This is a genomic window from Gemmata algarum (assembly GCF_034097035.1).
Taxonomy (GTDB): Bacteria; Planctomycetota; Planctomycetia; order Gemmatales; family Gemmataceae; genus Gemmata; species Gemmata algarum.
Genome location: NZ_JAXBLV010000001.1, coordinates 130384 through 157201 on the forward strand (window position 1 = coordinate 130384; position 26818 = coordinate 157201).

The following is a 26818-nucleotide window of genomic DNA, read 5'->3' on the forward strand; positions in this document are numbered from 1 at the left end:
CGACCCATGACGTGGCACGACGCGCGCGAGATCGGCGAAGCGCTGTTCGACCAGTTCGACACCATCAACCCGCTGACGGTGCGGTTCACTGACCTGCACAAGCACGTCCTGAACCTCGAGGGCTTCGCCGGTAAGCCGAACGAGTCGAACGAAAAGCTCCTCGAGGCCATCCAGATGGCGTGGTACGAGGAGTGGAAGGACGAGTACGGCTCCTGACCTCAGCCCGGCTGGGCAGCGGGTACGGCCCGGGGGGGCCGGCGCGACGCCCGCCCCGCCCGCCAGCGCCGGACCCGCCACAGCGCGAACGCCAGCACCGGCCCCCACAGCGGCGCCCACGGGACCAGGGCGACCGCGAGCAGCACGGCCGCCTGACCAAAACCGAGGACCGCGTCCCACGAGGTGCGGAACGTCGCGCCGACCTGGGTGCCGAACGTCGGGGGTGCGTAGTCCTTGACCTCGCGCAACGACAGGTTCGTCGTTGCGAACGTGGTTCGGTTCAGCAGGTACTCGCGGCGGCCCTGCGCCCGCTCCACCTCACCGCGGATCTGCGCGATCTCTCGCATCAGTGATTTGATGTCTTCGAGCTTCTCCTCTTTCCGCTTCTCCAGGAGCAGCGCGTTCAACTTGTCCTCCTGCTCCTTCAGGTTTTTGACCCGCTTCTCCACGTCCATGAACTCCTCGGTCACGTCCTGCGCCTCGGACGCATTCCGCTCCGGCGTGCCGAGGGCAAGCACGGCGTTCCGCACCGCGCGGTCGCTGGCCACCGGGATCCGGAGCGTGTACGTCGCGCTGCGGTTCCGGCCGCTGTCGCCACGGACCTCCGACTGGACCACGTACCCCTTGTGCTCCGCGACCAACCGGTCCACCTCGGCCGCCGCCGCGTCCAGGTCGCTCACCACGACGGCCAGCGTGTGGGTGTAGACGATCATCGGCGCGCGCGTGGCGGGGTTCGCCTCGGCGCCGTTCTTCGCCGCTCCGGCCCCGTCGGGCCGCTTGGGGGCACTCGCTGGCGAGTTTTCGGCAGGGACACCGCAGCCGCCGGCCAAACCGGCGCCGACGGCGACGACAGCCCAGGTGAGAGCGCACCGTGCCAGCATGTGTTCACTCGTGATCGAGTTGCGGCTTCGGGCTTCGATCAAAAGCCCGGCCTTCCTCTGATCCCGGTGCGTGTGCGTTATTCCCGGGCCGGTTGCGGCGAAATCACTGTACGGCGGGCTTCGGCTCGGCCGGCACCCGGTTGTAGAGCGTGGTCAGGTCGGCGAGCCGTTGGATCACCTCGCCGCGGAACTGGTCGAGCCGGAACCGCCACCGCCAGTTCCCCGACGCGACGCCGGGCTTGTTCATCCGGGCGTCGTTGCCGAGGCTCAGCACGTCTTGCAGCGGCGCCACCGCCACCGTGGCGACCGACGCCCACGCCGACTGGATCAGGTCCCACGCCGCGTCCCCGATCGGCCGCCCGAGGGTGAGCGAGAGGTAGTGCCGGTCGCGGTCGCTCAGCGCCTCGAACCACCCGCGCACGGTGTCGTTGTCGTGCGTGCCGGTGTAGCACACGCAGTTCTGGACGTAGTTGTGCGGCCAGTGCAGGTTGTGCGGCCCTTCCAGCGCGAACTGGATCACCCGCATCCCGGGCAGCGCGAGCTGGTCGCGCAGCTCCTCCACGTCCGGGGTGATGACGCCCAGGTCTTCCGCGATCAGGGGCAGCCCGCCGAGGGCGGTGCGCAGCCGCTCGAACAGCTTCAGCCCCGGGCCGTCCACCCACTGCCCCACGCGCGCCGTCGGCTCGTCGGCGGGGATGTGCCACGCCTGCCGGAACCCGCGGAAGTGGTCGAGCCGGATCAGATCGACCTGCTTCAACTGGCGCAGCACGCGGTTGCACCACCACGAGTAGCCGGTCGCCTCCATCCGGGTCCAGTCGTAGATCGGGTTGCCCCAGTGCTGCCCGTCGGCGGAGAAGTAGTCGGGCGGCACCCCGGCGACGACCGTGGGCTTGCGGTCGGGGTCGAGCAGGAACTCGTCCGGGTGCGCCCACACGTCCGCCGAGTCCAGCGCCACGAAGATCGGCGAGTCGCCGATGATCTTGATCTTCTTGTCGTTGGCGAACTTCTTCAGCGCGCCCCACTGCTTGTCGAACAGGAACTGCCCGAACTTGTGGAGCAGCACCTCGCCGGCGAGCTGCTTTTCGAGTTCCGCCAGGGCCACCGGGTTGCGCCGCAGCAGGTCCGCCGGCCACGCGAGCAGCCCCGTGCCGCCCAGCGCTTCGCGGATCGCGACGAACAGCGCGAACCCGTCGAGCCAGCCCGCCTCGGTGGCGCAGTAGTTCTCGAAGTCGTGCTTCAGGTGCGCGGCCTTCCCGCCGCGGAACGCGTCCCACGCCGCGCGGAGCAGCCTCGTTTTGAACGGGGTCACCCGGTCGAACTGGATCTCGTGATCGGCGAAGCGCTCGTTCGCCCACAGGTCCGGGCTGACGAGGCCCTCCTGGTGGAGCAGCTCGGGGCTGAGCAGGTTGATGCTGCCGGCGAACGCCGAGAGCGACTGGTACGGCGAATCGCCGGCCCCGGTCGGGCCGAGCGGCAGGATCTGCCACCACGACTGGCGCATCGCGGCCAGCGTCTCCACCCAGCGGTACGCGACCGGGCCGAGGTCGCCGATGCCGAACGGCCCCGGCAGGCTCGTGGGGTGCAACAGGATGCCGGACGAGCGAGGCAGGGACGGCGTGGCCATGCGGGACCCTCGGCGCGAACTGTCCCCTATGGGGTACGGGAGAACGCCCCAGAGAGAAGGGCCGCCACAGATAAACGCGGTCGAACGCGGGTCGAACCGGGACGCGGCCGACACACCGGTCCAACCTGTTACGCACCGTGAATCCGTGGCCGCACCGGCCGGCGCCTGTGCGCCCGGCGCGGTTCGCGCGCTTCGGCACCGTTACCGCACGTTCCCGACCGCCGCTCGCGCGGGTATGCTGTCAGTACGGCTTTGCACGCGAGGCACCCGGAAATGTGCACCGGCACCCAACCCTCACCGTCTTCTGCGGGCGGCGTGAGACCGATCCCGCCGATCGCGGGCGCCGCCGAGAAGCTCCGTGCCCTGGCTGAGAAACAGGGTACGCTCGGCAAGGCGACGTTCGAAGTGCTGCTCGGGGCCGGTGCCCACCTGTGGGCGTCGGAAGAAGAATTCGAGCGGTTCCAACAACTCGTGCGCGAATCGCGGGGCAAGGAATAGCCGTGGCCTTCCGCCTCATCGACACGAACGTCGTGTCCGACGTTCTCGATGGCCACACGCTCGCCGCCGCGTACCTGCCCTACCTTGCGGGGTACGGCACTGTCGATGAGGTGCGCGAACGGTTGCGAGACCGCCGGGCCGCCCTCAACCGGCTGAATGGGCTGCTCCGCTAGACCGATCACGTCGAAATGGTGCGTGCGCAACTGGCGCATCTGGCGCAACCGGGCAGTGCAAGTTCGGATTACGACCCAGCGCGGGTGCAAGTGGGGTTCCGCTACGGTGCAGTTCGGCGGCATAGTGCGGTGGGAACAGCGGCGTAATTAACCGCTGAAGCCGGGTCGCGATGCTGGTGTAGTCCTTGCGCGACCTCCGCGGCTCGGTCTGCCCGCACAAGGACACACGACATGGAAGCGTCGCCTCACTTCTCGACGTTCGTCACGGCGTATACCGAACTCACTCAATTCGTGGCTGCCGCAACGACAGCGTCAACGGCGTGCGAACTGTTCGATTATCGGGTTGAGTTCATCGCATACGCGGTGCCGGCACTCGTTGCCGTTCGCGACGTGGAAGCGCTGTCGCCACAGGAAGAGCGAGAGCACGTCGCACCGATCCGACAATCACTCGTGTCGTATCTCCACGATCAGTTCAGCGACTTGCGATGGGTAGCTGCCAATCACGTTCGTGAGTCCATGCTGCCGCAATACGAAAGGGATGTCGCGGAACTCCGGTTGGCCGTGTTCGCAATCGTAGGCGGTGGCGGTTGCTGGGACGCCGCCGCCACATACGCTCGGCACTTACTTTCCGAGTTCGTCCACACGTGGTGGCCATACGTGCGGGACGAGCCGGTTAAATGCGGGCCGCAACCCGGCGCGGGCGATCCGCTGAAGCCGGCTGGAGAAACCACCGGGCAGGTCAGCGCGCCGCCCCCCAGCCTTCGCACACAAATTGAACTCGCAGTGGAGCAAGCTGACCTCAGCAACACAGAAGCAAAGGTTGTGCGATACATCGCAAAGCAGGGCGGGAAAGCGGCAATCAATGATGTGAAAACGGCTTGCGACTGTGACTTTCTGAGCGCATTCAAACGAGCGAAGGAGCCCATGAAGAAAAAAGGCTGGCTACTGCGTCAGCGCAACAGCGAACTCCGCATTGAGTCGCTACAGACCCAGGGGCAGAAATAGGGCAGATTTGCACCTAGACTGCCCGCGAACTGCCCCCGACACATCGCCGAAGATGCTCTCCGTTCCGACCCAAACGGAGAGCATCACTTGGCACGAAAACCTTACGACCCGCTCGCCGCAATTCCGTCGCCGGAAGCTATCCGCGAACGGCTGACGGAAACGGTCACTCTGGCCGAGCGTCTTCGCATCCTTGTGGACCTCGGCGGGCGGTTGCACCTGCCAGTAACCACCGCTGACCGCCTGCCCGTGCCGACCGGCGGGAGGTGTCGCGTGCGTAGTCCGCTGATCCCGCCGCGGCCCCAGGCCGATCCCGATGCGCTCGCCATCGACCAGCGCGACGCCGAGAAGTTTACCAACCTCAGCGCGAAGACGCTCGATCGGCTGGCCGACGCGGGCGAACCGTCGGCCGCATCAAACTCAGCCGCTGCGTGCTGTACCACCGCGCGACCCTTGCCGCGTGGCTGCTAGCGCGGGCGACCGGCCGCACCGTCTGAACCCCACCAAAACCACCGCCCGCTAAACGCTGCGTGCCGCGCCCTCAGAGCCGGCTCGGCACGTGGTGACAGCGGGCTGTCACTCAATGAGCCACACACGATGACTTTACTCGATTACTACTACGAAGGGAACGATGACCGTAGCGAGGGCGAGCGTGCCCGCGATGAGGCGTTCGAGCGGCGCCGCTGGTCCCGCGCCGCGCTCGTGCGCCGCATGCAGCGCGCGTTCATCCGGCACCTGCTCGACCACGGCCCGAACTCCACCGACCGATTGCGTGAACTCGTGGCGATCCCGACCGGCACCGACCCGCGCATCGTCGGGTACGTCGCGCGCTCGCTGTCGTCCGACCTCGGCATCACGCACCGCGTCTGGTCGACCAAGACCGCACGCAAGGTTGCACACGCACGCCACCTCGAAGTGTGGGCCGTGATCGACTCTGAGAAGGCCCGCGTCTGGCTCGACACGCATCCCGAGTTTACCGGCTGATGTTCCCCCACTAAACTCGGCACCCTGCACCGCGCGGACGGCCCCGAGGATGTTGTCGCGCCGCCATCCCGAAACGCGCGTGGCCGGTCAGTGAGACCTTGGGCGGGAGCCAAGAGCGAGAACCATCCGGACGCGCGGGGCGTCGCAAAAAGCTGACACCTAAAACGCCGACACACTCGTCCCCAAGACCCGTTGAGGGTACGGCCGAAATGCTACAACATTTGCTAACATCCGCACGGTGCATGTGTCGGGTCTGGGGTCGCGTAAATGCGGCTTGCGGACCCGTGCTATCGGTCCGCCGCGCGGGTGCGAACCGATCGAAGCATTTCATGGCGAAGAAGCTTACCGCGCGGGCCGCCGCCAAGCCCGCGCCGTCGACCGACGAGTTCGTCCGAGTATGGGAAGCGGCCTCGAGCGTCGCATCTGCTGCGGCCGAACTTGGAATCACGCCCCAAAACGCACACCTGCGGGCGTCATACATCCGAAGGTCCGGGATACCGTTAAAGATGTTCAAGGGCGGTGTCCCGGCGAAGCCGAAGCCGGCGAGCGTGCTCGCTCAGTCCGCTCCGGAGCGCCCGGCCGGGCCACCGGTAACGGTCCGCGGCGGTGACGCATTCGCGGCCGTATGGAATGCGGCGGCAAGCGTCGCGGAAGCCGCCGCCGCGCTCGGCCTGACGGTCACAGCGGCTTCACAGCAAGCGGCCAAATTTCGGCGCTGCGGGGTCAAAGTGAAGAGGTTCTCGACCGGGCCGAAGCCGAAGCCGCCCGTAGCGCCGGGACGGCAACCGGCGCCGAAACGAACGCCTGTGCGCGCGCCACGGTCGGTAGCGTTCGCGGCCGTCTGGAACGCCGCGGCCACGGTCGCAGAAGCGGCCGAGCAACTCAAACTCACCCCGCGTTCCGCAGCGACGGTGGCCGCGGCGTACCGGCGCGAAGGGGTCATGCTGAAGAAGTTCGAGACCCGCCCCCACGCCGCAGCACGCGCGGCCGCGTTTCGGGCCGCGTGGGGCGCCGCAACAACGGTCGAAGAAGTTGCGGAGCGGCTCGGGGAACCGGTGTCAAAAGTCCTTGAGCGGTTCCGCCGCATGCGGCAACAGGGCGGCGACCTCAAGCCGCTGCCGCTCGCATCTGCACGGAAGGCCGCTCAAAGGCTCAAGGATTTCGCGGCCCAATGGAACAGCGCTCGCTCAGTCGCCGAACTCGCCGCCGTACTGGGGCTCAGCCGGCACGCCCTCTCGTGCCTGGCGTGCCGGCTCCGCAAACGGGGTCACCAACTGAAGGCATTCCCAACCCGCCAAGCGTCGAACGGCAGTCGAGCCGATGGTTCCAGCAAAACGGGCGCGGGTCCGGGCGCAGAAGAGAGCCCCCCAAACTCACATAACCGTAAGGAACCACGGAAAGACACCCGCGCCCACCGGCTGCTCGATGCGGCGGACTTCGCTGGGGCCAGGGGGCGGCGCAAAATCCGGCACACCTAGGAATGGATGCTACGGGATAGGACCGGTCAGAATCGCCAGAAGAAGAAATGCAAAGGGGACTAGAGGCAGCTCGTGTCGCCTCCAGTCCCCTTGTGTCTATTCGTTCAGGTGGCCAAGGTGGGACTCGAACCCACACAGGTTGCCCCGCTCGATTTTGAGTCGCAATTAAGATCGTTGGAATTGCTTGTTTTTCAAGGGTTTCGTAGCAGTCGGAATCGGGAGGCGACTATTCAACCTCTCGCAGGAGACCCGACAATGGCCCGTCAGAACGCCCCTTGGTATCGTGCGGTCCGGGACTGCTGGTACGTTCGGTTCGAGGGCAAGTTGACCAGTCTTGGTGTGAAGGGGAAAGGGAACCAAGAGGCTGCGAAGACGGCTTTTGAGAAGCTACGGACCACACCCAAACCACCCCCAATTACCGCCGGCCCCGTCCTGCTCCCCCAAGCGTTCGCTCAGTTCCTCGTGGCGTGCAAACTGTCCCGAAAACCGAACACGGTGGCCCGGTACGAGTACGACGCTGGCGATTTTGTCAACGACCACCCCACCCTAGAACCCGCTCAAGTGACAGCAGATCACATCCGACAGTGGCTCTCCGACCTCGATGTGGGGCAGACCACCAAGGCCATTATGCTCAGGTCGGTGTCCGCGTTCTTTGGTTGGCTCGTGAAAGAAGACAAACTCGAAAAGAACCCCGTCAAGAAGGTGACCAGACCGAAGACAGCCAGCCGCTCGGACAAGGCCCTGATCTCGGAGGCGGACCACAAGCGGTTGTTGGAAGGGGCGAGCAGAGACTTCCGTGACGTGCTGGTGGTGCTCCACGGTACGGGGTGCAGACCGGGGGAGTTGCAACAGATCACTGCTGAAACCTTCAACTACAAAGATCGTGTGGTGGTGATTACGGAACACAAGACGGACCACACCGGAAAGCCTCGACCCGTGTACCTCACTCCGGAACTGGCCGAACTGCTCCACAGCAAACTCGTCAAGTACCCCACCGGACCGCTGCTGAGGGGGAACAAGGGAGTGCCCTGGACCGGAAGAGCAATCACCGAGTCGATGAAGAAGTTGCGGAAGAAGACCGGGGTGAAGGTCATCGCTTACGGGTACAGACACACGTTCGTAACTGATGGCCTCAAATCCGGACTCAGCAACTCCCAAGTAGCCGCTCTGGTCGGACACACCACAACGGCAGTGATCGATCGGTTCTACAGCCACTTGGGAGCAGCAGGGGACGCTCTGAGGGCAGCACTGAAGTTCCGCGAGAAGCCCAAACCGGACGACCAAGCAGCGTAGTGAAAGAGCCCAGGCCAGGACGGTCTGGGTTCCTTTGTTAGAGAACGAAAAACCGCCACCCGAAGGCAGCGGAATCTGAAAGTGTCCCGGGACCACTCCCCCGGGCTGGTGTTCAGCACGTCTAAAACCCGTTCAGGGTTGAGTTCGCCCAGACTATCTTTTGGGATCGGACCAGACGGCACAACCCGCACCGTCCCCGACATTAGAAAGGTCGCAACATCTGAAGACCAACAACGTCGCTTGCCGATAAATCCCAACACACACCGAGCGAAGCAGTGTTGGAGGCCCGAGATGGCGAACAAGAAAAAGGCGTCTGGAAAGCAACCCCACGCCCAGCAGCCCGCACTACCGATGCCGAGCCAGAACACCACCCAACTCAGCGAGACGGACAGGAAGCAAAATAGCCGGATAACGCTAACGATGACGGGCACGCTGGTGGCGTTCGCCTTGAACCTCGTGATGGCGTACTTCTCTTGGTCTTCTGCTGGATCGGCTCAGCGGTCTGCGGACGAGGCCAAGGAAGCTAACAAACTCTCGCAAGCGAATCTCGACCGTGCGGCGGGGCGGGTTACGGCCAAGTTCGAGTTCCTTGAAGAGAAGTCCGATCCCGCACGTTTCAAAGACTTCATGAAAGAGAAGGATGGTTTCGGCACCAAAGTGCTCCGAATGGACGAACCCGAAGATTTGCTCAGGTGGGGGCCGCGAGTGCGGTTGAAAAACACGGGAACCGAGCCCATTGACGCGATCAGAATCAGTGTGAACTACGCGATCGGAGCGGCCTACGGGAAGAACGTCCAGCAACTTGACCCGCCCCCGATCGTAATCAACGAGGAGAGCAGTCACGAATTTACGACGTTCGGTAAGTTGCAGCCGGGCAAAGTGGCCAACATCTTTGTGTCCCCACTGCTAGCGGCACAGATGACGAGAGTGAAATTCCCGCACTACTCAGACAAGGACCAAACCGGAATCTTCACGGTCCGGGCTTACTGTCGTCTCGTCGGTTCAGCTAGCTACGACCGAGCAGACGAAAGTCAAACGATGTGCTTCCACTTCGATTGGCGTCCAGCAGGCTTCAGCAGTGAGTCGAAAAGCGTGAAGGACATCCTCGAAGTGAAGCCGTGGGTAACCATCGACTGACTCCAAATCCGCGTGGATCTAGTCTTCGGCTCTCGGAATCCGGGGCGGTTCGGCGGCGGGTACAGGGTCGATCCGTTCCAGTGGTCGCGGTGCTTCTCGGATGGCCAGCAAGTACCACACGTAGGCCAGAGTCAGGGCGAAAAGGGAACGCCAGAACCACCGCTCGACAGGCCGCCCGAAACGATCCAACAACCGCACTATCAACTTCAGGGAATCTGGCCAAAAAAGAGGGCCATGTTCTTCCGGCGACAGGCACTTTTCCAGAAGAGGGGGGGGGGGGGTATAGGGAACGTCTCTCGCCCCCACATCGGCTCATTGGCGTCAGCTATCGACCCTCGACCCATGCCATAAGAATCTTACACAAATCATTACGACAATTGCACTTGCGATTATTTTCAGGAAAGTCTACAGAATCTTTACTCACCCTGTATTCCACCCACTCTCAAGTGCAGGATAAGACGACCACACTCATCGCCTGGTGCCCTCCGGTGAGTCTTGGCAGTGCGGTGTTCACTTACCCTTCACCCGAACCATCGGCCACTTCACGCCGTCTTTGTTGGTGAGCACCAGATCCGTGTCGGTCAGTTCCGAAATGGTCCGAGTCAGGGGTTCCGATCCTCCCGGGCAGTCATACGTTTCGGTCAGTTCGTTCTTCTCAACCTTGTAAACTCCGTCTGAACGGCCCGTCTCACCGTTCAGTCCGCTGAACTCCATCACGATCTTCCCGTCCCGGGTGAACTCCACCGTCCCCAGTTCGGGCTTCTCTTTCGGGGTCCACTTGCCCACCAACTTCGCAGGGTCGATCTGCTTATCCTTCATCAAATGCTTGGGGACCGGTGCGGCCTCGGCAGTTGAAAAAGCCAGAACGAGCCCGGCCAGTGGAATCCACCGCATGGGAACCTCCTGAAAGACCTTCACAGCGTACCCGAGCCGTCGTTCGACCTCCACCGAAATCGCCTGCACAGCCCTTCCCGCCCCTCGCTACTACCTTTCTCCCAAGACCTACTTGCATCTCGATCCTCGACGATAGCCAACTCACCCTCACCCGATCGTAGTTTAGCCCGCCCCGCACTGACGAAGTGGAGTGTGTAAACGGGAGTGGAGGGCTGAGAGAAGAAGGTCGAGATGCAAGTAGGTCTTGGGAGAAAGGTAGTAGCGAGGGCGTGAGATGTGTTGGTGAGTCTGAACAGCCCGCCCGTCTGTAGGTCAAGTGTGTTTGCGGTCTGCCGGCTTGAGCACCTGCAAAGCATCCCGTATCCGTGTCAGCTTCTGGGGGCCGAACTCAATGATGAGGTTGCGGATGGCTTCCGGGATTTCGCTGCTGGTGGCGGTGCAGAGGTCGTCCAGGATCTGGCGATGAACCGGACCGAGCCCGACCGCAACTCCCCTCTTCCGCAGCGTGTAATAGAAGGTGAGGATTCGCCGGATGCCATCGGCCGGAAGCTCGTAGTGGGCCATGCAGTCTTCAATGAACTCGATGGCCGTGTCCACGTCGAGCCGGGTGGTGTACTGCGAGGAGGCGTTGCTGCCGGCTTCCTGCTTCTTCTTGAGCGACTCCAGGTGGCCGATCATTTCGGTGTTCCGCGGCACGGTCGGTCTCCTGGTGCGGAAGGGATCAAGCTATAAACCTACTAGAATTTTCAACACCAGTCAAGTAACTGCCCCAACCGAATCGAGGGGAAGAGGCCGATCACTCGCTGAGTGCGTCGATCAGATCCTTGAGTTCGTCCGCAGAGTGCGTGGCCAGCAGCGACTTCAGGGTCCGCACCACAGCAAGTATCGAACTGCCTCCGGGTTCTGAAGTCTGGGGAGCGGCTTTGGGAGGAGCGGGTGAAGCGGCTCGGGCCGGGGTAGAAGTCTGAGGGGCCGGCGACTTCCCTTCGCTCCACTCCTTCTTGACCACCTGCTTGTACGTGCTGAAGTTATTGGGGCTGATCTCGACACCGTACTCCTTGGCGAGCAGGGGAACTCCGGTGCTGGCGGTCAGGTCGGGGTTGGCTCGCAGGGCGGCTCGGACGGCATCCATCTTCGACATCGTACTCACAGGTTTGGTCTCCGGTTGGGGTGCAGGTGTGGGTGTTACAGAAGGGGGATCTTCAGTCTCAGGCTCTTCGCTCAGTAGTCCGAAACTGGGTGGCACGGGTGCGGGTTCTGATTTCGGAGTGGCGGCAGCAGAGGGGGTGTAACTCTTCCCCATCGAGCGGATTTGTGCGGGTGGTGGCTCTTCGTACCGCTGCTTGGCCGGCTTTTCAAGATCTGAATCTTCCGTCTGCCCAGCCCACAGACCCGTCTCGAACCCGAACTCGTCCCGCTCGACCTTCTTCTTGGGTGGAGGGGGTGAGGGTTGCCGTTTGCCCTTAGCCATCAGATCTCCATTGCGGGGCTGTAGCCTCTGCTAACACTCTAAACACAGAAGCTGAGATGGTCAAGGAAGTGGAAGTGGAGAAGCGTTTTATCCCGAACCGGACACCCGACGATCGACCCCACCCCGAGAACTTACCGAGTCTCAATTCCGTATGGTGAGCGAAAGTCGTAGTGTCGATTCTCCACTGTACCTCATCCACCATCACGGTCGCAGTCCGAGTCGAGGGTCTAGATGCAAGTAGGTGTTGGGAGAAACGTATTGGAGGCGTGAAGTCCGAGCCCACGAGGGTGGTGAAGCTTGAGATCGGCGACACCCGCCATTTCACAAGTCGCACCCCCTGCCCCGCTCGGGTAAAGTGTCAGTGCCCTTCTTGGAGGCCCTCATGCGACACGTCCCGCTGATCGTCCTCGGTCTCGCCCTCCCGACAACCGCCGCTCCGGTCCCCAAAGACGCGGGCAAGAACCTGATCTACTTCCCGACCGTCGTTGGTGCGAAGTGGGTGTACGAGGACGAGCGGGGCGGTGAAGAGGCGGTCGAAGTGTCGGCGGTCGAAAAAGACGGGGACGAGTTGGTGGTGTCTCGCAAGGGGGTGGACGGCACCAGCACGCGGTACACCCAAATGATCGTTTCCACCAAGGGGCTGAGGCAACCCAAGGACGCTTTCAACGACAAGCCCGAGCCGGTGTGGGTGCTAAAGTGCGGGCTGCGGGCCGGAGAGTCGTGGGAAACGCCATCGGGAAAACGAACCCTGCACGAGGCGGAAGAGGTCAAAGTGCCGGCGGGAACGTTCAAGGCCATCCGGGTGGTGCTGGAAAGCGGAACCGAGACGCTCACCTCGTGGTACGCACCGGGGGTCGGAGAGGTCAAGCGGACACAGAAGCGGTGCGGCACGGTGACGGTGATTCGCTCGCTCAAGTCGTTCACACCCGGCAAGAAGTAGCACACCCTCAGCACCAGGAGATTGCCATAAGCACCAGCCGCCGACCGAGAGTCTCACACGCCCGGTCCGTCCGCTGGCCCCCGACTCCCAAGAGACGCCGCATCATCACGCACCACCCCCTTCCGACCAACAAAGGCCGCAACCAACAAGAGCGAGAGCCCCGTGACGTGCAGCAGGGACACGACAGCGGCAACGACGACCTGCCACCGCCGGAACGCTTCGAACCCCAGATTCTGATCTTTGACAGAACCGAAGAGGTAGCCGTGAGCCAGTAAGGCCGCTACCGAGGCCAAGAACAGGAGGCCACACGCGACCAGTACGATCACGGCGGGTCTGGGGTGACGACCGAGTTGGACCAGCGAGATGATAACGCCGATCAGGTACACCACCAGCAACGGGGCGTGATACGGGAGTTGCTGAATCACGTATTCCAGCATGGTCACGAGGGACGCCCTCCGCAGCCGAACCAGTGTGGAACTGCACCGCTGCATCATCCCCGACCCAACCGCTCTTGGCAACTGCCATTCCCGAGTACCGTGCAGACCGACCGCTACCAAAAGCAATAGGATTCTCCCAACTCCTACTTGTATCTAGACCCCAGATCCTTGAGCCGTAGGGGCCGGTAGTCTAGATACAAGTAGGAGTTGGGAGAATCCTATTGCGTTGTGAGAGAACAAGCCACTGGCATGGTAGGCTTACAGAGTTTGCCCATCAGACGCTCCTTACCTTACACGCTCTGCAACAGATGTCGCCCCACTTTCATTGTCCTTGAGCACCAAGTGAGTATCTGATACCGAGACGAGTTGTGCTGTGATGCTCTTTCCAGCCGCCAGTTTGCCCCCAGGCACGATTTTCTCATAACGGAACTCTGGTGATTCAGCCTGCCCCCAACTCTCGGACTCAACTGTAACGATCAGCAACCCCTCCTGGAGCCGCCAAGCCCCTTTAAGTGCCACCGTCATCGTTCCGTCTTTGAGACTGAAGACTTTGGCCGACAATTCATAGGTGCCGTCCTCGCGGTACGTAGTTGTGGCCTCCACTCGCTGCAACTTGTCTCCGGTGTCAGCTTGAAACCACTGGCCAACCATCTTCCGCTCCGTGGCGTCCAACGACCGTGCTGGGCGTTTCGATGGTGCCACTTCCTGAGCATCTGCCCCTCGGCTGTTCACGGCCCGAACGATGGCATAGCCACCCCCAACGATGACGAGCAGGAACGCGGTAACTACAGCCACCCTCCACCGTTTGACTCTGCGATTTCGGTCACGACGCTTACGGAGAAACGGAAGATCAGCAGCCTCCGACTCGTCGTCCGGAACGACCTCGAAAGGGCGTGAGGGTGGAAGCTCTTCGACCTTTGGTACGGGAGGGGGCAGTTCCACCACCGGCGTGGAAGGAGGGAGTTCGACGAGGATACCCAACCGTGGGGTAGTGGTCGGGGTCGGGACGATTACAGGTCGCCTGCACTTGGGGCACTTGACCTCGGCACCGGCCTTCCGCCCTGCGATCTTCAACCGCACCGAGCAGAACGGGCAGAGGAACTCGATTCGGGGTTTGGGTGGAGGGGCAGGCGGCTGCGGTGGAGACACAGGTGCGGCGGAAGCACCCGGAACGGTCACCGCGTTACTGCACTTCGGACAGGCAACCGTCGCACCGGCCCGATCGGCACCGAACGTCAGTCGCACTTTGCAGGCGGAGCAGTGGACAGTGGGCATGGGGGCGAACCACGGCTTGGGGAGCGGACCGGGGAGTTGCCAGACTAGCGAACGGCGGCACTAGCGTAAAGGAACGTGAGGCAACCACCGTCGATCCGGAAGAGGCAAACGAGAGAGCCGGGGAGCGAGCACAGTCACCGACTGATCAGGGAATCGGGCCAACCAAAACCCCTACATTTCCCCCAATCCCCTACTTGCATCTCGATCCCCGGTCCCCGGCTCCCGAACTCAGCACCTAGCGGGCAAGGGAATCTTCTTCAACTGCGACCACACCAGATCCAGATTAGCCCCCGCCTCGGCGATCTCCTCCGGACTCCACTCCACGGCCATGCCACCGTTCCAGACGGGCCTGACCAGAGCTTCGAGGTGAGCGAGGAGAGGGGCGAGCGGACAGGGCGGCGAATCAGAAGACTCGATCGGGTCCATAATAACGGGAGTGGGACAGTCGGACGAGGGCGTGAAGGACTGGCGAGGATTGGCCACGATGGGCTCCTGCGAGCGGAGAAACGAGCTGATTCGGACGGCAGGAGCAATCTACAAAATCACTTCAGAAGATACAACTCTATCTTTTAGGATTTTCCGGAATCGCCCTTATCACCTTCATCATCAGCAAGGTCAGCCTTCTCGGTCTGCAAATCTTCGCATTTACGGAAGGTATCCAAACTGATTTCAAGTGCATCGCAGATGGCAATTAAATGCGGCACGGAAGGCTTTCGTTTAGAATTCTTTGTGGTGTAGGCTCTCGCAGCAGCGTAAGAAATGCCGGCCCTTTTCGCCATATCGATCAACTTAATATCTTTTTGAACGAGGAGCGTGCGTAGAGTTTCGCGGAAAGTGGCCATCTCAGCCCCGGTAGGTACTGGGCAAGCGTACCCGCTGCTCTCTGAAGGGCAAGGAATTTGCTGAATGGCCATTGCCCCCTCCCGGTTTACTGCCCCGCCTACCTGCTCAAGCGTCCCCACCCCCAAAAGCGGACTCGGAAACGAAAAGCCACCACCAGGGTCTCTCCCAGCAGTGGCTTTGCAGCGGTCAGCGAATTGAGGTTATTTGGAGTCCGGTGCCCCTTTCGGCACAGGCTACTTACCCTTCACCCGATTCATTACAACGTCCTTGCCCGTATCGGAAATAACCACCATCTCGGAATCCGTGAGCTTCTTGATGGTCACGGTGGACTTCTCCTCTTTTCCGCCGGGCTGGGCGTTCACAGTGAGCTTGTTGCCGTCGAGCTTATAAGTGCCGTCGAACGCGGCCTCTTTCTCCGCTTCCCCGTAACGCAACACCAGCTTACCGTCCTTCAGGAACTCGATGACCACAAGCTCCCGCTCTTTGGCTGCCCACTTGCCCAGCAGTTTGGCCGGATCGATCTTCTCGTCCTTCTTGTCGTCGGCCACGAGCGGCCCGCAGAACACCAGCACCAAGCAGCCCATCAGCATCCGCATCTCGGTTCCCTCTACTTCGTGCCGGGGGTGAAAGATTTGAGCACTCTGCCACCTCCGTCCCAATCCCGTCGGATCAGTCCCACCCCTTTAGCATACCAGTCGGTGTACGTCGTCGGCTTCGGGATCGGTTGCCCTCCAACCTCCGTGACCGTGCTTACCACCTTAGTTGCCATAAAAGTGCCGGCCGGGACTTTGACCTCCTCGCTACCACTGACCGTGACCGTGCCCCCATCGCACTTCAGGCCCTTTTGGATCGGGTAGGCGAACGCCCACGAGTCTCCCACCTTGACCGGCAACCGGATCATTTGCTTTTCGATCACGAATGGCCCGTCCGTGCGAGCGAACACCCCTCCCGGCCCGACTTCGTAGGTGGCGTCCCACTCCCCCTTGGAACGGACCCGAACGGTTAGCCGCACGCCACTCTTGATCGGATCGGCCTTAGTGATCTCTTCCGTGAACGCGAACTCCGGTTGCTCGTACTCCCACTTCGTTCCGACCGCGGTGGGCCAGAACCCTTCGTCCTTGGGCATCAAATGTTTGGGAACCGGTGCGGCACTGGCCACAGACAGGGCGAGGCAGAGTACGACCAGGGGCGTCCATCGCATGTCAAGCTCCAGAAAGGTCACGCCAGTCTACCGCGGTGCCGTGCAGTACCAAAAGCGAAAAGACCGCCACCAAGGGGGCTAACCCTCAGCAGCGGTCTAGGAGTGTCAGTGCTTTTGCGGTCTGGAAACTGGGATCTAGTAACAAGTAGGAGTTGGGAGAAGATCATAAAATCTGTTCGTTACCGCCCCCAAATCACAGTCTCCACTACCTTCAGTAGTTATTGTTTGGTCTCACAGTCTCCGGCCGTAATGATTCTCTTCATGGGGCTGGTGCTCATACCGTCGAACTCGGGGGAAGTCAGGAGTTGCTCGGTCGGGCTAGCAACTTTGTCCTTCAGTTCTTTGTGGAAGTAGAGGGTGGCGTCGAATACGCTAACAGCTTCAGCAGACCTTCTTACCGCCCCTGGTGCGAAAATGCCGATCGCAACCCAGTGCCCGAATCCAAAATGCAGCACGAAACTGACGGTGGGTAACGAAAGAGCCGGTGAAATGTTCCCCTGTCCCAGGTGCCAATCCGGAGTTCAGGTTCCTCTCACTCAAGCCGAATCGAAGCCTGCTCAGACTGTACCCCCACCGGACCGAGAGGCTCAGGTGTTGCAGGTCGTGGTGCCCTGCCCGAAGTGCGGCTCTCGGTTACGGGTCGGGCGGAAGAAGGCTGGTTGCAAAGTGTCCTGTCCGGGTTGCCGTGCCGAGTTGGTGGTCCCTTCGAGTTTTGGCACTGAGGGGAGCGGTGGTTCGTCTCGTGCGGTTGCGTCTTCGAGTGGAACTCAGCGGTCCTCTCGAAACTCACCCACCAAGCACCCCGAACACCCAATACCCAAACAGAGCCGCAACTGGCCCCTGGCGTTTGCCGTACTGCTTGGGTTCGCCTTATTGGCTGCAACTGGAGTGTACGCGGTCAACTCTCTGCGTCCGGTCAGAACTGTAGCCGAACCTCCAAAGCCCAACACCGAATCTCCGGCCGCAAGTTCGTCGCACGCACCCCTTTCTCCTCCCCCAGAGCCAACCAGAGCCCCTTATAGCGTGAGCCGTCCCGTAAGATCTGAGGAGCTTCCGCCACCACCACCCACAGCCTCGGTCGTCCCACGCGAAGACACAATTAAGCAGTTGGGCCAAGAACTCCGCACGTCAAAACCTGCTGACAAGCTCAAGGCCTTAAACCACCTTGCTGGGTATGGAACCGAAGCGAATACAGTTGGTGAGGAATTGATCGAAGCGATGGCGGACCCGACCCCCGAAGTTCGAGACTTGGCGTCTGAAGTGTTCGAGAAGGTTAACCCCAAGGTCCACCAACACGTATTTACCGTGCTGAGGGGGATGAACAAACCTGGTGCTCTTCTGGCTTTAGGGGAACTGAGAACGGACGCTAAAGTTGCCGTGCCTCTGATCCTTAACTGCCAAGAAACACAGGGGGCTAGCTTCATATTTCCAATCTTGGCGAAGATCTCACCCCAAGACAAACGGTTCGCGGCCTCAGTTCTTTCCTTAGTCTCGAACCCTCCCCCGGAAGTGATCCGAAAAGCAGGTACAGCCTACACGTCGGGACGAGCCGCACTAGATTTCCACGCAGGCTTGGAGCACCTCAGCGTTATTGAAGCCTCTACCTCGGACAAAGTGTCGGCATTGGTGAAAGGGCTGCAGAAAACTGAGGGAAGGACGGACGAGATTTATCGAACAACAAGCGACACGCATCTCCTGATTGCTCAGTTGCAGAAATACAAAGGGGACGCCAAGCAGGCACTGCCGCTACTGAAGAAACTCAAGCTCTCTCGAAACGATCAAGTCCGACAAGCGGCAACAAAGGCGATCAAGGAAATTGAGTGAGAGGGAAGGATCTAGGATAGAGGGTCGTGCTGCAAGTAGGGGTTGGCGGAAAGGTAGAGTTCGGAAAACAAAAAAGGGCCTGAGAGAGATAGGGGTTAGCCTACCGTCTCCCAAGCCCTGTGATGTGTCTATATGAGCGAGTTCACTCCGGGGAGCGTATCAATAGCCTCCGTCTTCTCCGAGCACAAGGAACAGCATCCGGATGCTGAATATCACTAAGGCGAACCCTCCGAGAAACAAACAAAGCAGAGGAATGACAATTTCCGAATCTCTCCAATCAACAGGTTGCCGCCTGTCTCCCTTGCGAATCTTCCGCAACCGCTTGAGTACTTTGTTTCTCATACGCAGCCCCAATCAGAGAGGCGGGGTGAGGCTGAATACACCGAGTGTGTTACTTGACTGATTCATTTTAGGAAGTAAAGCGGACCGTTTTTGTACACTGTAAAGCCTAACACCACGAAGACAAACGCAATAACCATTAGCAGAACTAAGGCTAAAATCCTGTTCTCCCACAGGATCGTCTCTCGGGACCAAACGAAAGTGAACGGGATCGGTGGTCCTTGATAGTGCTGTGTTGGCGGAAGGCGATGCCTGGGTTGGGCTACTGTGAACTCTTTGTTACACCCTCCGCACGATACCGCCGCAGGCAGTGCGATTTCACAGTCGAGGGAAATGCCGCAATGGGGACAGTTCACAGTAGTCATAGGGTCACCGGTTAAGCCCCGTTCAGCATGGTATCACTGAGAAACTGGCCCGGGAAGTACGTCGGGGTGTTGTAGGCGTACCGGGGATCACTGAAGCTGATGTACTGAGCCTGAGCGTAACCCACCTTCGCGTCCTGACCGGCTTGAACGACCGGACCCGCTGAGGGTGCCGTACCCTGCCCGTACTGAATCGCGTTCTGCCGCTGCGTCTCCAGTTCGATCGGGAGACCATTCAACAGAAATCCGTCCTTGGGATCGACCCGAACAGCCTGGATGAAAGTGTACTCGCCCGCGACACCCCAGTCAAATTTCGTCCCGTTGGCGTGTGCGATCGGAGCGTCGAACACCAGCGTGCCGGACAGGATCTGGAACGCCCCCGCGTCTTTCGGTGTGGGAATTTGAGGCGGGGTGCCGGTCTTCTTCTCGTAAAACCGCGAAGTCCTTTTCATCTGCGGGGCGTAAGCCTGCACCATCACCACCGGGCTCCAGTTAGCCAATTCTTGCGGATCGGTCGGGGGCAGTTCGGCGACCGGAAGGGCGAACCGTCCGGGGTCGAATGTGTACTCGCTCTCGCCGGAGATCTGATCGTAACTGATGGCCTTGTTCGTGTCTTTCATTAGTTCCCTCTGTACTTGTCGTTGCCGATTGGCGGTTTGGGGTAAAGCTGGTCGAAGGTGGTCCCAGGAAGACTCAGAGCCGAGTACACGAGCTGGCACCACGTGCCTCTGCTGCGACTGTCCGCCGGGGGCCGGGGGTTGATCGTTGGTCCCTCTTCACCCGAGCCCGCGGGAACGGAAGGGTCTGGCACTCGGCTGATGTCGTTTTTTGTGATCTGAACTCGACCGGTGTAACTGTCCTCCAGAACCGGCACGGGCAGGCCCGGCAGCAGAGAAAAGCCGTACCCGACTCCAGTCCCTGTGAAATCCCACTTCCCGGAGACCACCTCCTCCTTGGGGCCGCTCAACACCGGTAGGAGGTTGTACAGTTGGTCGGCATCCGGTCGGCCGGCAGCCTGAGTCGAGGCCAAAGCCCACGCCAAGCTAGTTGAGTACCGGAGGGTGAAGGTGAGCACGTTCGAGGTGGCATCGTAGTTGATCGCAATGGCCCCGGGCGGGGGAGCTAGGTCACTCAGGTTCGCCGCGAGACGATGCACCATACCGAACGCGATGGACGCCGCGAGGTGGTAGAGTTGCTGGCGGTTCGCACGTGCTGAGCCGAAGCAGGTTACGGAAACAAAGTCCTGAATTGAACCAAACTGATCAGACAACTCCTTGACCGCCTTCAGACCTGACATCCCCACGTTCGCAGCGGAAACGGCGGCACTAAACGCTCCGATGACGGCGGCTGCTGGACCGGGCATGGAAACTCCTATCGAAGTCGAGGTGAGCGGGGAACGGTGACCCGAGACGGCTTCATGGGGGTCGCCCCTTTCGTTGGTGCAGTAGGGTTGAGTTTAATAGGGGCTGGCTTGGCTGGAGGAAGGGCGGGGGAGTGAGAAGTTTCAGGTGCGGTCGGCTTGGTAGGCTCCTTCTGCGACTCGTTAGCCTGCTTCAACCACCTCGAATTGAGTAACTGGCTGTTGAGATCGTTGAACACCGCAGCCGTACCCTTCACCAGATCAGCGTCAGACACTATAGCCTGCGAATGAGTCGCCTCGATCCGCACCGCTCCCCACACAGCCGCACCCGGAAGGTGAACAGGTAGTTGCCGGTCCTCGAACCTGTACCTCACGCCCGTACCGTCCCTGAACCCCTCGACCACGATCCCGTCCCGCACGAATCCAAACGGGCACGGCAGCAAGAGCCGCTGTCGCAAGTCGTCGGGCGAAGCGGCCGTGCTGTAGAGCAGGTCGGATCGGAAAACGGCCTCCCCCTCGACAATGATCTTGGTCAGGTGCTGGTCGTCGATGGAGTGGATCATCGAGAACCGGTTGCTGAGCAGGGGCGATGCCACCGATCCCGCGTTGGGGTCCGTGGACACGAGGTTCTCCTCCGATTCCCGAACGCAAGTCTCGATGTCAAACTGGATGATAAACGTGTCCGCATCGCCCTGTGAACTGAGGATCTCGCAGGAGATCGGCTGGGGTCCGTTGCGGGCGTCCGTGTGGTAGGAGAACCGAGCCGGCGACATTAGCAGCAGTTCCGAATCCGCGGCCGAGCCGGCGAACACGAAGAGGGGCTTGCGTGGCGTGAGGAGCCGCTCTCGAATGGCCCGGACGGTCAAGGGAACGGGGTTGGCCACGGGCTCCAACTTGAACTGGCGAACCGCATTCGGAGACCGGGCCGAGAGCCCTGATGGGGGAGCGTCACCGAACACCTCATCACCGCTCGGAGAGTGAAAGACTTTGGTCAGGGGCACGTTCACGTTGGGCGGGACTGCGGCTCCGGCTCGGCTGACTCCACTGGGGGCCGTCCTGATCGCGTCGTCGCCGGAGTACACCAACTCGTCCGTCTTCCGATATGACACCGGCGGACCGGCCACGTCTCTCACCTCGGACTGCCCGTTCACGGTACAGACGCCCGAAACTCGGTGCCGGGTGTACAGGTAATCCGTCTTCGTGTCGTCGTAGACCGCCTCCATCCGATACTCGTTAATCGTCCCCATCGAGAGGTGAATGCCGTTGTACACGATGTCCATCTGGAGCCTCCTAGAGTTGACTGCGGGTGAGGATGCTGCCCATCGGCCTGCCCTGGAAACGCAGTGGTTCGGTAGCTTCGGGGTGTGACTGGCTGGTGACGGTCACGGTGAAGGGTGCGGAGTGAAGTGGGAAGGCCAGAGAAGCCGAGCCGAGATGGGGGAGAGCAACTGCCGGCCTCGGAAGTCGGGCGGGGTGCGTGTCCGGTACGGCTACTCGGTTTCGCTCGCCCCGTCCCTCAAATTTCGACACTCGGGATTCAGGCTGTCCCCTCTGGTCGAGAACCAGTTTCGTGGCCGAAGTGCGAGGGGTGGGCGGTGTAGTGGGGCGTGAAAAAGCGGGCTGAGCCACCGAGAGCCCCTGCCGCATCACGAGTGGAGCAACCGGAGTCGTCGAAGGAGCGACATTGACAAGAGGCCGAAGAACGCGAGCAGAGGAGACTGGCTCAACGTTTTTGTGTGCGTCCGGAATCACCAACCGCTTCGTGCCCGGTGTGGTAGAGGCTCTTTCTGGCCGTTTCAGGCTCGGAACTGGAACCACGGGCGTTCGGGCAGGAAGGTCCAGTTTCTTCGGCGGGGCCACTCGGGGAAACTGCCGCTCGGGAGGGCTGAGGGGACGGGTCGAGGGGGAAGAAGGCCGGTTTGAACTGTCCCCCAAGCGACTGCCACGAAACGGAACCACCGGTGGAACTCGCGTACTGCGGGATGGGGAAGGCGGTGCCAGGACACGGGATCGCAACTCTGCCCGGACCCTCGACTGCTGCTCGTAATCCCCGTCTCTTTTCGCTGTCGCCATCGCTTACTCCTGTTCCTGAGCGTGCCTGAGTTTCATTGCCCAACTCTTCCACTTCGAGTAATCACCGTCACTGTTCCGAAACGCCGACCGCAACCAGTGATCCGGCACGTCCCGCTCTGCTGCAACGATCTGGCTCAGGGTCGAGTAAAAGCACGAAACGTCGTAGAGCCGGGGCAAGTTCAGCCACAACGCCACCCAGTCCCCGTACCCCAACTCGACACTGCCGAGCCCGAACGTGTGAAACAGATCTGCCCAGAACGCACCCTCTAGGCTTTTTTTGACAAGTACTCCTCGAAGTGATGGACCGCCTCCAGGACTTCCGCGTCGAGCCGGCCGCCCTCCTCGTCGAACCTCCGGAACCCGAACACCCGGCGAGCCACTCCCGCGATCTGAAGGGCTACGGTCGCTCGGTCTTGAGGGGGAGTGTCGGCACCGCACCAGAGGTCCAACCACTCGTCCCACATCCCGCCGCTCTGAGCAACGAGGCTGTAGGAGAGGGCGATCGGGTCGTACTTGTCGCCGGTGGGGGCGGTGTAAATCTGCTTTTCGTGGTCTGTAAAGAGCATGGCTACTCCAGGGTGACGGGAGGGAAATCGGACGGGACTTCGGTATAGAGAACGAACTCTTTAGCCTGCTTGTAGTAGAGGGGGTTACACTCCACCATGAGGGTGATTGACTTGAGCCGGTCTTCAGAAGACTCGGACCAATCCAGCAGCGTGCCCGATCGGTAGAGCCGGCCAGTCCACATCCCGGGAGGCAGAGGCACGACAGGAGAGGTGTAGAGCGTGTGCCGGAAGAACAACTCGAAGTCGGACACGTTGAGCACGAACCGGCCGACTTTGGGCGTGTGAACGCTTGGGGAACTGGAGTTGCTGCGGATCGAGTTCCAAGTCTCAACATTCAGGCGGTTGATCGTGGCCGTTACAACGTGTTGCTCCCCCTGCCCCGTTTTTTGCCACGGAACTTCACCGCCCTTATCACAGTGAAGATCAATGTAGAATCGGCGGACGTGGATTTCGGGGGGGGTAGTGCAAGTGCCGAGAAAGTCGAACGAGGTGCGAGAGCGTGGCCTGACGTACAGTTCGATCGCACCGACTGGAAGGAATTGAGCGGGCATGGTGCAACCTCACTCTGGCGTGAAGTTGCCGAACTTGCCACCATCCTCAGTGAAGAGGGGAAAAGCCCGAGTCGCCGGATCAAACACCCCGTTGCACTCGAAGAGGATGGAGACCGAGTGAGTGCGGGTGCCAGCAGAGCTTTCCGAGGAGCGGCGTGGAATGGCGGAGTAGTAGAGTCTGCCACGCGGGATCGCAGGGTCGCCCGAGAACGCAGTCCCACCGAAGGCAAACGTCATCAGAAGCTGGAAGTCCGTTTTGCCGATGGTGAGCGTGCCGTGATCGGTCTGGAAATCGGTGTAGTCGATCGGCGAATTGGTGACTTGTGGAGAACCTCGACGGAGGACGTTGTAGGTGTTCCAGTTGAAGCGGTTGAGGGTGAGGGTGACGATCTCCTGTCTGCGGTCACGCACGTAATCTGTTGCCAGCGAACGGCCGCCCAAATCATTATACACTGGTAAGAATGAATCAGTAGCCTCCCACTCCGGGCTACGCTCGCAAGTACCCAGATAACGCCAAGCAGAATCGGCGGGCTTCTTAATGTACGTATCGACCGGCCCCAAACAGGGGAAAACGGCAGGCATGGAAATAGCTCCAGAAGTGAGTAGAGAAGTGAAAATCAAGTGGAAGTGACGAACCGACCCGAACTGGCACTATGAAGATGCAGAGCACGAGAACCAAACTTTAAGTCGCCGCTCGCAATCGAGGAGGTATTGTACCGTTGAGCATCTAGGATCTAGATGCAAGTAGGAGATGGCGGAAAGGTAGAGATGGTGACTACAGTCTACAGAGGACAGGCGGGAACACCTCTAGTTTCTCCCAAGACCTACTTGCATCTAGAGGAACTACGCTCGGTAAGGTCTAACGTCGCAAATCACCTCTTCTCTCCACACCGGTCCATCAGCGTAGTAATCACAGGTGGATTTGCAGAAGTCGAAGTCCCCGCCGTAATGGAAGGTGTAGCGACCGAGTCGAGAAGGGTTGTTGGGAACTGCAATCACCGGAGTGCCCAGATTCCCCATTACCAGTTGAGGTTCTTTCCAAACAGTCCCAACGTGAGGGTGATTTTGCATCCTGAAGACGTGGGGTCTAGGCTGTAGGCACTCGGCAAAGGCTCTGCGGGCTGTCTCGATAGCACCGGGTAAGTACACGTCGTCATCATCCAAGGCCATCAGGTAATCCGTCGTACAGTGCCTCTGATCTAGTACCCAGTTCCGAGCGTAGTGTCCCCACATTCCGGTTCGGGTCGGGTTCTGAGAGTAGAGGATGGGTAGTCGAGGTGAGAAGAGCGAGCAGAGTTCCTGAGCCACCGGTTGAGGACCGTCACCAACAACTAGAACCCCGTCTCCTGTAATCCACCCTTGGCCTACCAGAGAGTTGAGAGTGCGGGCTAGAGTTGGGCGTGAGATGGTGGCGATGACAACGGTGATAGTGGGTTCAGCCATACAGGTAAACGCCCTCCTTGTACTCCCCTTCCCAACCACCAACGTGAAAATCAGCCGGAAGTGCTACCCCCACCTGAGCAGCCAGTCCGTCGTAAGCCGCCCTGTCGTCTGAGTGGTGCCAAACGACCCCGGCACTTTTTCGCTGTCGATCCGTGGGGAGTTTTGAGTAAGGCCAGTACAATCCATTGAAGTGAGTCTGAATCAGTTCTTCCATAATCTGCTCTGCGGGCCAACCTCCTTTTCTCAAGTGCCAGTACCGACCCGGAGTGATACAGGACAGAGCCTCAGACTCCAACCACTGCTGCACATCCAGTAAGGCGAACTCAGTGCGGAGTGGGTAACGGGGACCACCAGAAGCCCCAACAGCAGCCCGAATCGCAGTTCCTAGACCACTCGCACGCAACTCTTTAGCCCCGTCCTGAAGCCAGTAGGGAGTTGTGAACAAGAGCCTTTGTGAGAGTTTCGCAACCACACTCAGCCCCTTCTCCACTCCCCACTTAACCGCCCCGTGGTAGACGGCTAGATCCCCGCCGGTATGACCTAGTCGCTCTGGGCTGTGTACTAGGGTAACGTCGAGGTGCTCTTTGCAGATGGTGGAGAGTCGATCAGCACTGTCAGGGTGGTCGTTACTCACCAACACAGGCACGGGGCCACAAGTCAGCCGAATCAGTCTGAGTTGCAAGTCTACAAGTTCGTGCCACTTGTAAGAGCCGATCGCAACACCAACTGTAGGGTCTCCTTCCCTTGGCTTGGCTGTGTAGTTCGGGCACCGAGCACAGACCATATCCACAGTCTTCTGAGCTTCCACCCGAGTACACTGACCGTGAAGTTCACAGTCCCTAACGTGCCGGAGTTCGGAGTTGCAAGAGTGGCAGGGGGAGAGGACCACACCTTCGTACTGACAGCCGGTTCGGGGAAGTACAGTGAGAGGAGTTCGACCCTGAGTCCCAGCCGAGTTCGTTCCTGCCTTCCCCCTGTGCTGGGTGTAGATTGGAATGAGCCCGGCCGCTTTCCGCTCTTCTGTTCTCCTAAGAATCGAATCGAAATCCACAATCAACCCTCATCAACAGTATAAGGAGGAGTGAAGTAATCGCAACCGGTTGTGAACTCACAGTAGAACGGGTTGAGAGTTAAAGTTCCGGTATCGCAACCAACAGCGTAGGCCGACCCTTCACTACCGTCAGAACAGCCCATGTTGTCACCACCACCCGCACCGAACGTGTAGAACCCAGCCAGCCGGAAGCCAAGAGCCCCGACACAGCGACCGCCACAAGGGGTCATTCGCACGAACCAAGAGCAAGCACCCAGCGTGAGGGAACCCGCCCAGTATTGATTAACCTCATCCCAAGTCAGGTAAATGGATTGTCCACTGAACTGACTGAGGCACCCGTCACCAGGGGAAGTGGCAGTACCGGCAGTGAACCGCACCACTCGGGGGAGGGGCTCGGAGTAAGTGCAGTTGGCAGGAACCACATCCCGAACCGGAGCCGCACACACCGCGTTAGCTGCTTCAAGAGTGTCGTAAGGCCCGCTGACAATGGTGATGGACGTGCTGTACTGATCCCCTTCCTGAAGCTCGGCAGGAGTGCCCCGACCGGTAGTTCCACACGCCCTGACGCAGTAGATCCCCTCACCGTCCCAGAGACAGGAGTTGAGCCAGCGAACCTGAACGCGAACGGTGTTGTTGGCCGGTCCCCCGCACCCACTTTCACCTGTACAGAAAGGCTCTCCGAAGCTGAAAATGGCCGAATTCTCATTACAGAACTCGCGAATCCCGACGTAGGTAGCAGCAGAGTTGCCACTTCCCACCAGACTGAGACAGGGGCTATAGCAGTTGCCGAGCGTGAAGACGGGGCTAAAGGTGCCGCCACAGATACTCAAGCCACTTGATGGGGGAACGGAAAACAATTCGATCGACTGTTCCCCGGCCTCCCCTTCCTCACAGGGTCCGCC

General features: G+C 60.6%; 28 protein-coding genes. 11 read left to right on the plus strand and 17 right to left on the minus strand.

Translation table 11 applies throughout. The annotated features are described in order from the left end of the window. Window positions 1-6 precede the first annotated feature (6 nt). On the plus strand, window positions 7-216 hold the full coding sequence (gene iscX / locus R5W23_RS00555; protein ID WP_261187032.1) for a Fe-S cluster assembly protein IscX: 210 nt from the start codon (window positions 7-9) through the stop codon (window positions 214-216). A gap of 2 nt (window positions 217-218) precedes the next feature. Here the strand turns inward: iscX and R5W23_RS00560 are convergent, their stop codons facing one another. Continuing rightward, window positions 219-1097, minus strand: coding sequence for a DUF4349 domain-containing protein (locus R5W23_RS00560; protein ID WP_320684638.1), 879 nt, complete (start codon window positions 1095-1097; stop codon window positions 219-221). A gap of 103 nt (window positions 1098-1200) precedes the next feature. Next, window positions 1201-2721 carry a 4-alpha-glucanotransferase gene (malQ, locus tag R5W23_RS00565; RefSeq protein WP_320684639.1) on the minus strand — a complete coding sequence of 507 codons (1521 nt, stop codon included), beginning with the start codon at window positions 2719-2721 and terminating at the stop codon, window positions 1201-1203. A 315-nt stretch (window positions 2722-3036) separates the two neighbouring features. On the opposite strand from malQ, the gene R5W23_RS00570 reads away from it, so the two are divergent. The 8 genes from R5W23_RS00570 (at window position 3037) to R5W23_RS00605 (ending at window position 9286) form a co-directional block, all read left to right on the plus strand. Next, window positions 3037-3219: a hypothetical protein gene (locus R5W23_RS00570; RefSeq protein WP_320684640.1), complete on the plus strand. Its 183-nt coding sequence runs from the start codon at window positions 3037-3039 to the stop codon at window positions 3217-3219. A gap of 2 nt (window positions 3220-3221) precedes the next feature. Further along, window positions 3222-3392, plus strand: a complete 171-nt coding sequence (locus tag R5W23_RS00575) for a PIN domain-containing protein (protein WP_320684641.1) — start codon at window positions 3222-3224, stop codon at window positions 3390-3392. Window positions 3393-3623: 231 nt separating this feature from the next. Further along, on the plus strand, window positions 3624-4397 hold the full coding sequence (locus R5W23_RS00580; RefSeq protein ID WP_320684642.1) for a hypothetical protein: 774 nt from the start codon (window positions 3624-3626) through the stop codon (window positions 4395-4397). An 87-nt stretch (window positions 4398-4484) separates the two neighbouring features. Beyond that, window positions 4485-4865, plus strand: coding sequence for a hypothetical protein (locus tag R5W23_RS00585; RefSeq protein WP_320684643.1), 381 nt, complete (start codon window positions 4485-4487; stop codon window positions 4863-4865). 126 nt (window positions 4866-4991) lie between these two features. Beyond that, window positions 4992-5378: a hypothetical protein gene (locus R5W23_RS00590; protein ID WP_320684644.1), complete on the plus strand. Its 387-nt coding sequence runs from the start codon at window positions 4992-4994 to the stop codon at window positions 5376-5378. Between the two features lie 329 nt (window positions 5379-5707). Beyond that, window positions 5708-6856, plus strand: coding sequence for a hypothetical protein (locus R5W23_RS00595; protein WP_320684645.1), 1149 nt, complete (start codon window positions 5708-5710; stop codon window positions 6854-6856). 255 nt (window positions 6857-7111) lie between these two features. Then, window positions 7112-8149: a tyrosine-type recombinase/integrase gene (locus R5W23_RS00600; RefSeq protein ID WP_320684646.1), complete on the plus strand. Its 1038-nt coding sequence runs from the start codon at window positions 7112-7114 to the stop codon at window positions 8147-8149. Window positions 8150-8440: 291 nt separating this feature from the next. Continuing rightward, on the plus strand, window positions 8441-9286 hold the full coding sequence (locus R5W23_RS00605; protein WP_320684647.1) for a hypothetical protein: 846 nt from the start codon (window positions 8441-8443) through the stop codon (window positions 9284-9286). Between the two features lie 510 nt (window positions 9287-9796). Here the strand turns inward: R5W23_RS00605 and R5W23_RS00610 are convergent. The 3 genes from R5W23_RS00610 to R5W23_RS00620 all read right to left on the minus strand — a co-directional run bounded on the left by R5W23_RS00610 (window position 9797) and on the right by R5W23_RS00620 (window position 11330). Further along, a complete protein-coding gene (locus R5W23_RS00610; RefSeq protein ID WP_320684648.1) occupies window positions 9797-10180 on the minus strand; it encodes a hypothetical protein in 384 nt (127 codons plus the stop codon). A gap of 312 nt (window positions 10181-10492) precedes the next feature. Beyond that, window positions 10493-10876, minus strand: a complete 384-nt coding sequence (locus R5W23_RS00615) for a hypothetical protein (RefSeq protein WP_320684649.1) — start codon at window positions 10874-10876, stop codon at window positions 10493-10495. Window positions 10877-10976: 100 nt separating this feature from the next. Next, window positions 10977-11330: a hypothetical protein gene (locus R5W23_RS00620; RefSeq protein ID WP_320684650.1), complete on the minus strand. Its 354-nt coding sequence runs from the start codon at window positions 11328-11330 to the stop codon at window positions 10977-10979. A 703-nt stretch (window positions 11331-12033) separates the two neighbouring features. On the opposite strand from R5W23_RS00620, the gene R5W23_RS00625 reads away from it, so the two are divergent. Then, the gene (locus tag R5W23_RS00625) at window positions 12034-12591 is read left to right on the plus strand and encodes a hypothetical protein (protein WP_320684651.1); all 558 of its coding nucleotides are present in this window, start codon (window positions 12034-12036) and stop codon (window positions 12589-12591) included. 53 nt (window positions 12592-12644) lie between these two features. Here the strand turns inward: R5W23_RS00625 and R5W23_RS00630 are convergent, their stop codons facing one another. From R5W23_RS00630 to R5W23_RS00650, 5 genes are all read right to left on the minus strand, one after another. Next, a complete protein-coding gene (locus R5W23_RS00630) occupies window positions 12645-13034 on the minus strand; it encodes a hypothetical protein (protein WP_320684652.1) in 390 nt (129 codons plus the stop codon). A 279-nt stretch (window positions 13035-13313) separates the two neighbouring features. After that, on the minus strand, window positions 13314-13679 hold the full coding sequence (locus tag R5W23_RS00635) for a hypothetical protein (RefSeq protein WP_320684653.1): 366 nt from the start codon (window positions 13677-13679) through the stop codon (window positions 13314-13316). Window positions 13680-14872: 1193 nt separating this feature from the next. After that, window positions 14873-15217 carry a helix-turn-helix domain-containing protein gene (locus R5W23_RS00640; RefSeq protein WP_320684654.1) on the minus strand — a complete coding sequence of 115 codons (345 nt, stop codon included), beginning with the start codon at window positions 15215-15217 and terminating at the stop codon, window positions 14873-14875. A 162-nt stretch (window positions 15218-15379) separates the two neighbouring features. Then, window positions 15380-15742, minus strand: coding sequence for a TIGR03066 family protein (locus tag R5W23_RS00645; protein ID WP_320684655.1), 363 nt, complete (start codon window positions 15740-15742; stop codon window positions 15380-15382). An 11-nt stretch (window positions 15743-15753) separates the two neighbouring features. Continuing rightward, window positions 15754-16347 (minus strand): TapB family protein, encoded by a 594-nt coding sequence (locus R5W23_RS00650; RefSeq protein ID WP_320684656.1) that lies wholly within the window; start codon window positions 16345-16347, stop codon window positions 15754-15756. A gap of 1023 nt (window positions 16348-17370) precedes the next feature. Here R5W23_RS00650 and R5W23_RS00655 point away from each other — a divergent pair. Further along, window positions 17371-18171, plus strand: a complete 801-nt coding sequence (locus tag R5W23_RS00655; RefSeq protein WP_320684657.1) for a hypothetical protein — start codon at window positions 17371-17373, stop codon at window positions 18169-18171. A 715-nt stretch (window positions 18172-18886) separates the two neighbouring features. Here R5W23_RS00655 and R5W23_RS00660 read toward each other — a convergent pair. The 7 genes from R5W23_RS00660 to R5W23_RS32535 all read right to left on the minus strand — a co-directional run bounded on the left by R5W23_RS00660 (window position 18887) and on the right by R5W23_RS32535 (window position 24865). After that, the gene (locus R5W23_RS00660) at window positions 18887-19492 is read right to left on the minus strand and encodes a hypothetical protein (protein WP_320684658.1); all 606 of its coding nucleotides are present in this window, start codon (window positions 19490-19492) and stop codon (window positions 18887-18889) included. Next, on the minus strand, window positions 19492-20235 hold the full coding sequence (locus R5W23_RS00665) for a hypothetical protein (RefSeq protein ID WP_320684659.1): 744 nt from the start codon (window positions 20233-20235) through the stop codon (window positions 19492-19494). The genes R5W23_RS00660 and R5W23_RS00665 overlap by 1 nt, the downstream gene beginning before the upstream one ends. A gap of 8 nt (window positions 20236-20243) precedes the next feature. After that, the gene (locus R5W23_RS00670) at window positions 20244-21512 is read right to left on the minus strand and encodes a hypothetical protein (protein WP_320684660.1); all 1269 of its coding nucleotides are present in this window, start codon (window positions 21510-21512) and stop codon (window positions 20244-20246) included. Window positions 21513-22571: 1059 nt separating this feature from the next. Continuing rightward, on the minus strand, window positions 22572-22871 hold the full coding sequence (locus tag R5W23_RS00675) for a hypothetical protein (RefSeq protein WP_320684661.1): 300 nt from the start codon (window positions 22869-22871) through the stop codon (window positions 22572-22574). Between the two features lie 2 nt (window positions 22872-22873). Continuing rightward, the gene (locus tag R5W23_RS00680) at window positions 22874-23422 is read right to left on the minus strand and encodes a hypothetical protein (protein ID WP_320684662.1); all 549 of its coding nucleotides are present in this window, start codon (window positions 23420-23422) and stop codon (window positions 22874-22876) included. 9 nt (window positions 23423-23431) lie between these two features. Next, window positions 23432-24004 carry a hypothetical protein gene (locus R5W23_RS00685; protein WP_320684663.1) on the minus strand — a complete coding sequence of 191 codons (573 nt, stop codon included), beginning with the start codon at window positions 24002-24004 and terminating at the stop codon, window positions 23432-23434. A 261-nt stretch (window positions 24005-24265) separates the two neighbouring features. Continuing rightward, a complete protein-coding gene (locus R5W23_RS32535) occupies window positions 24266-24865 on the minus strand; it encodes a glycosyltransferase (protein ID WP_407936092.1) in 600 nt (199 codons plus the stop codon). Window positions 24866-26818 lie beyond the last annotated feature (1953 nt).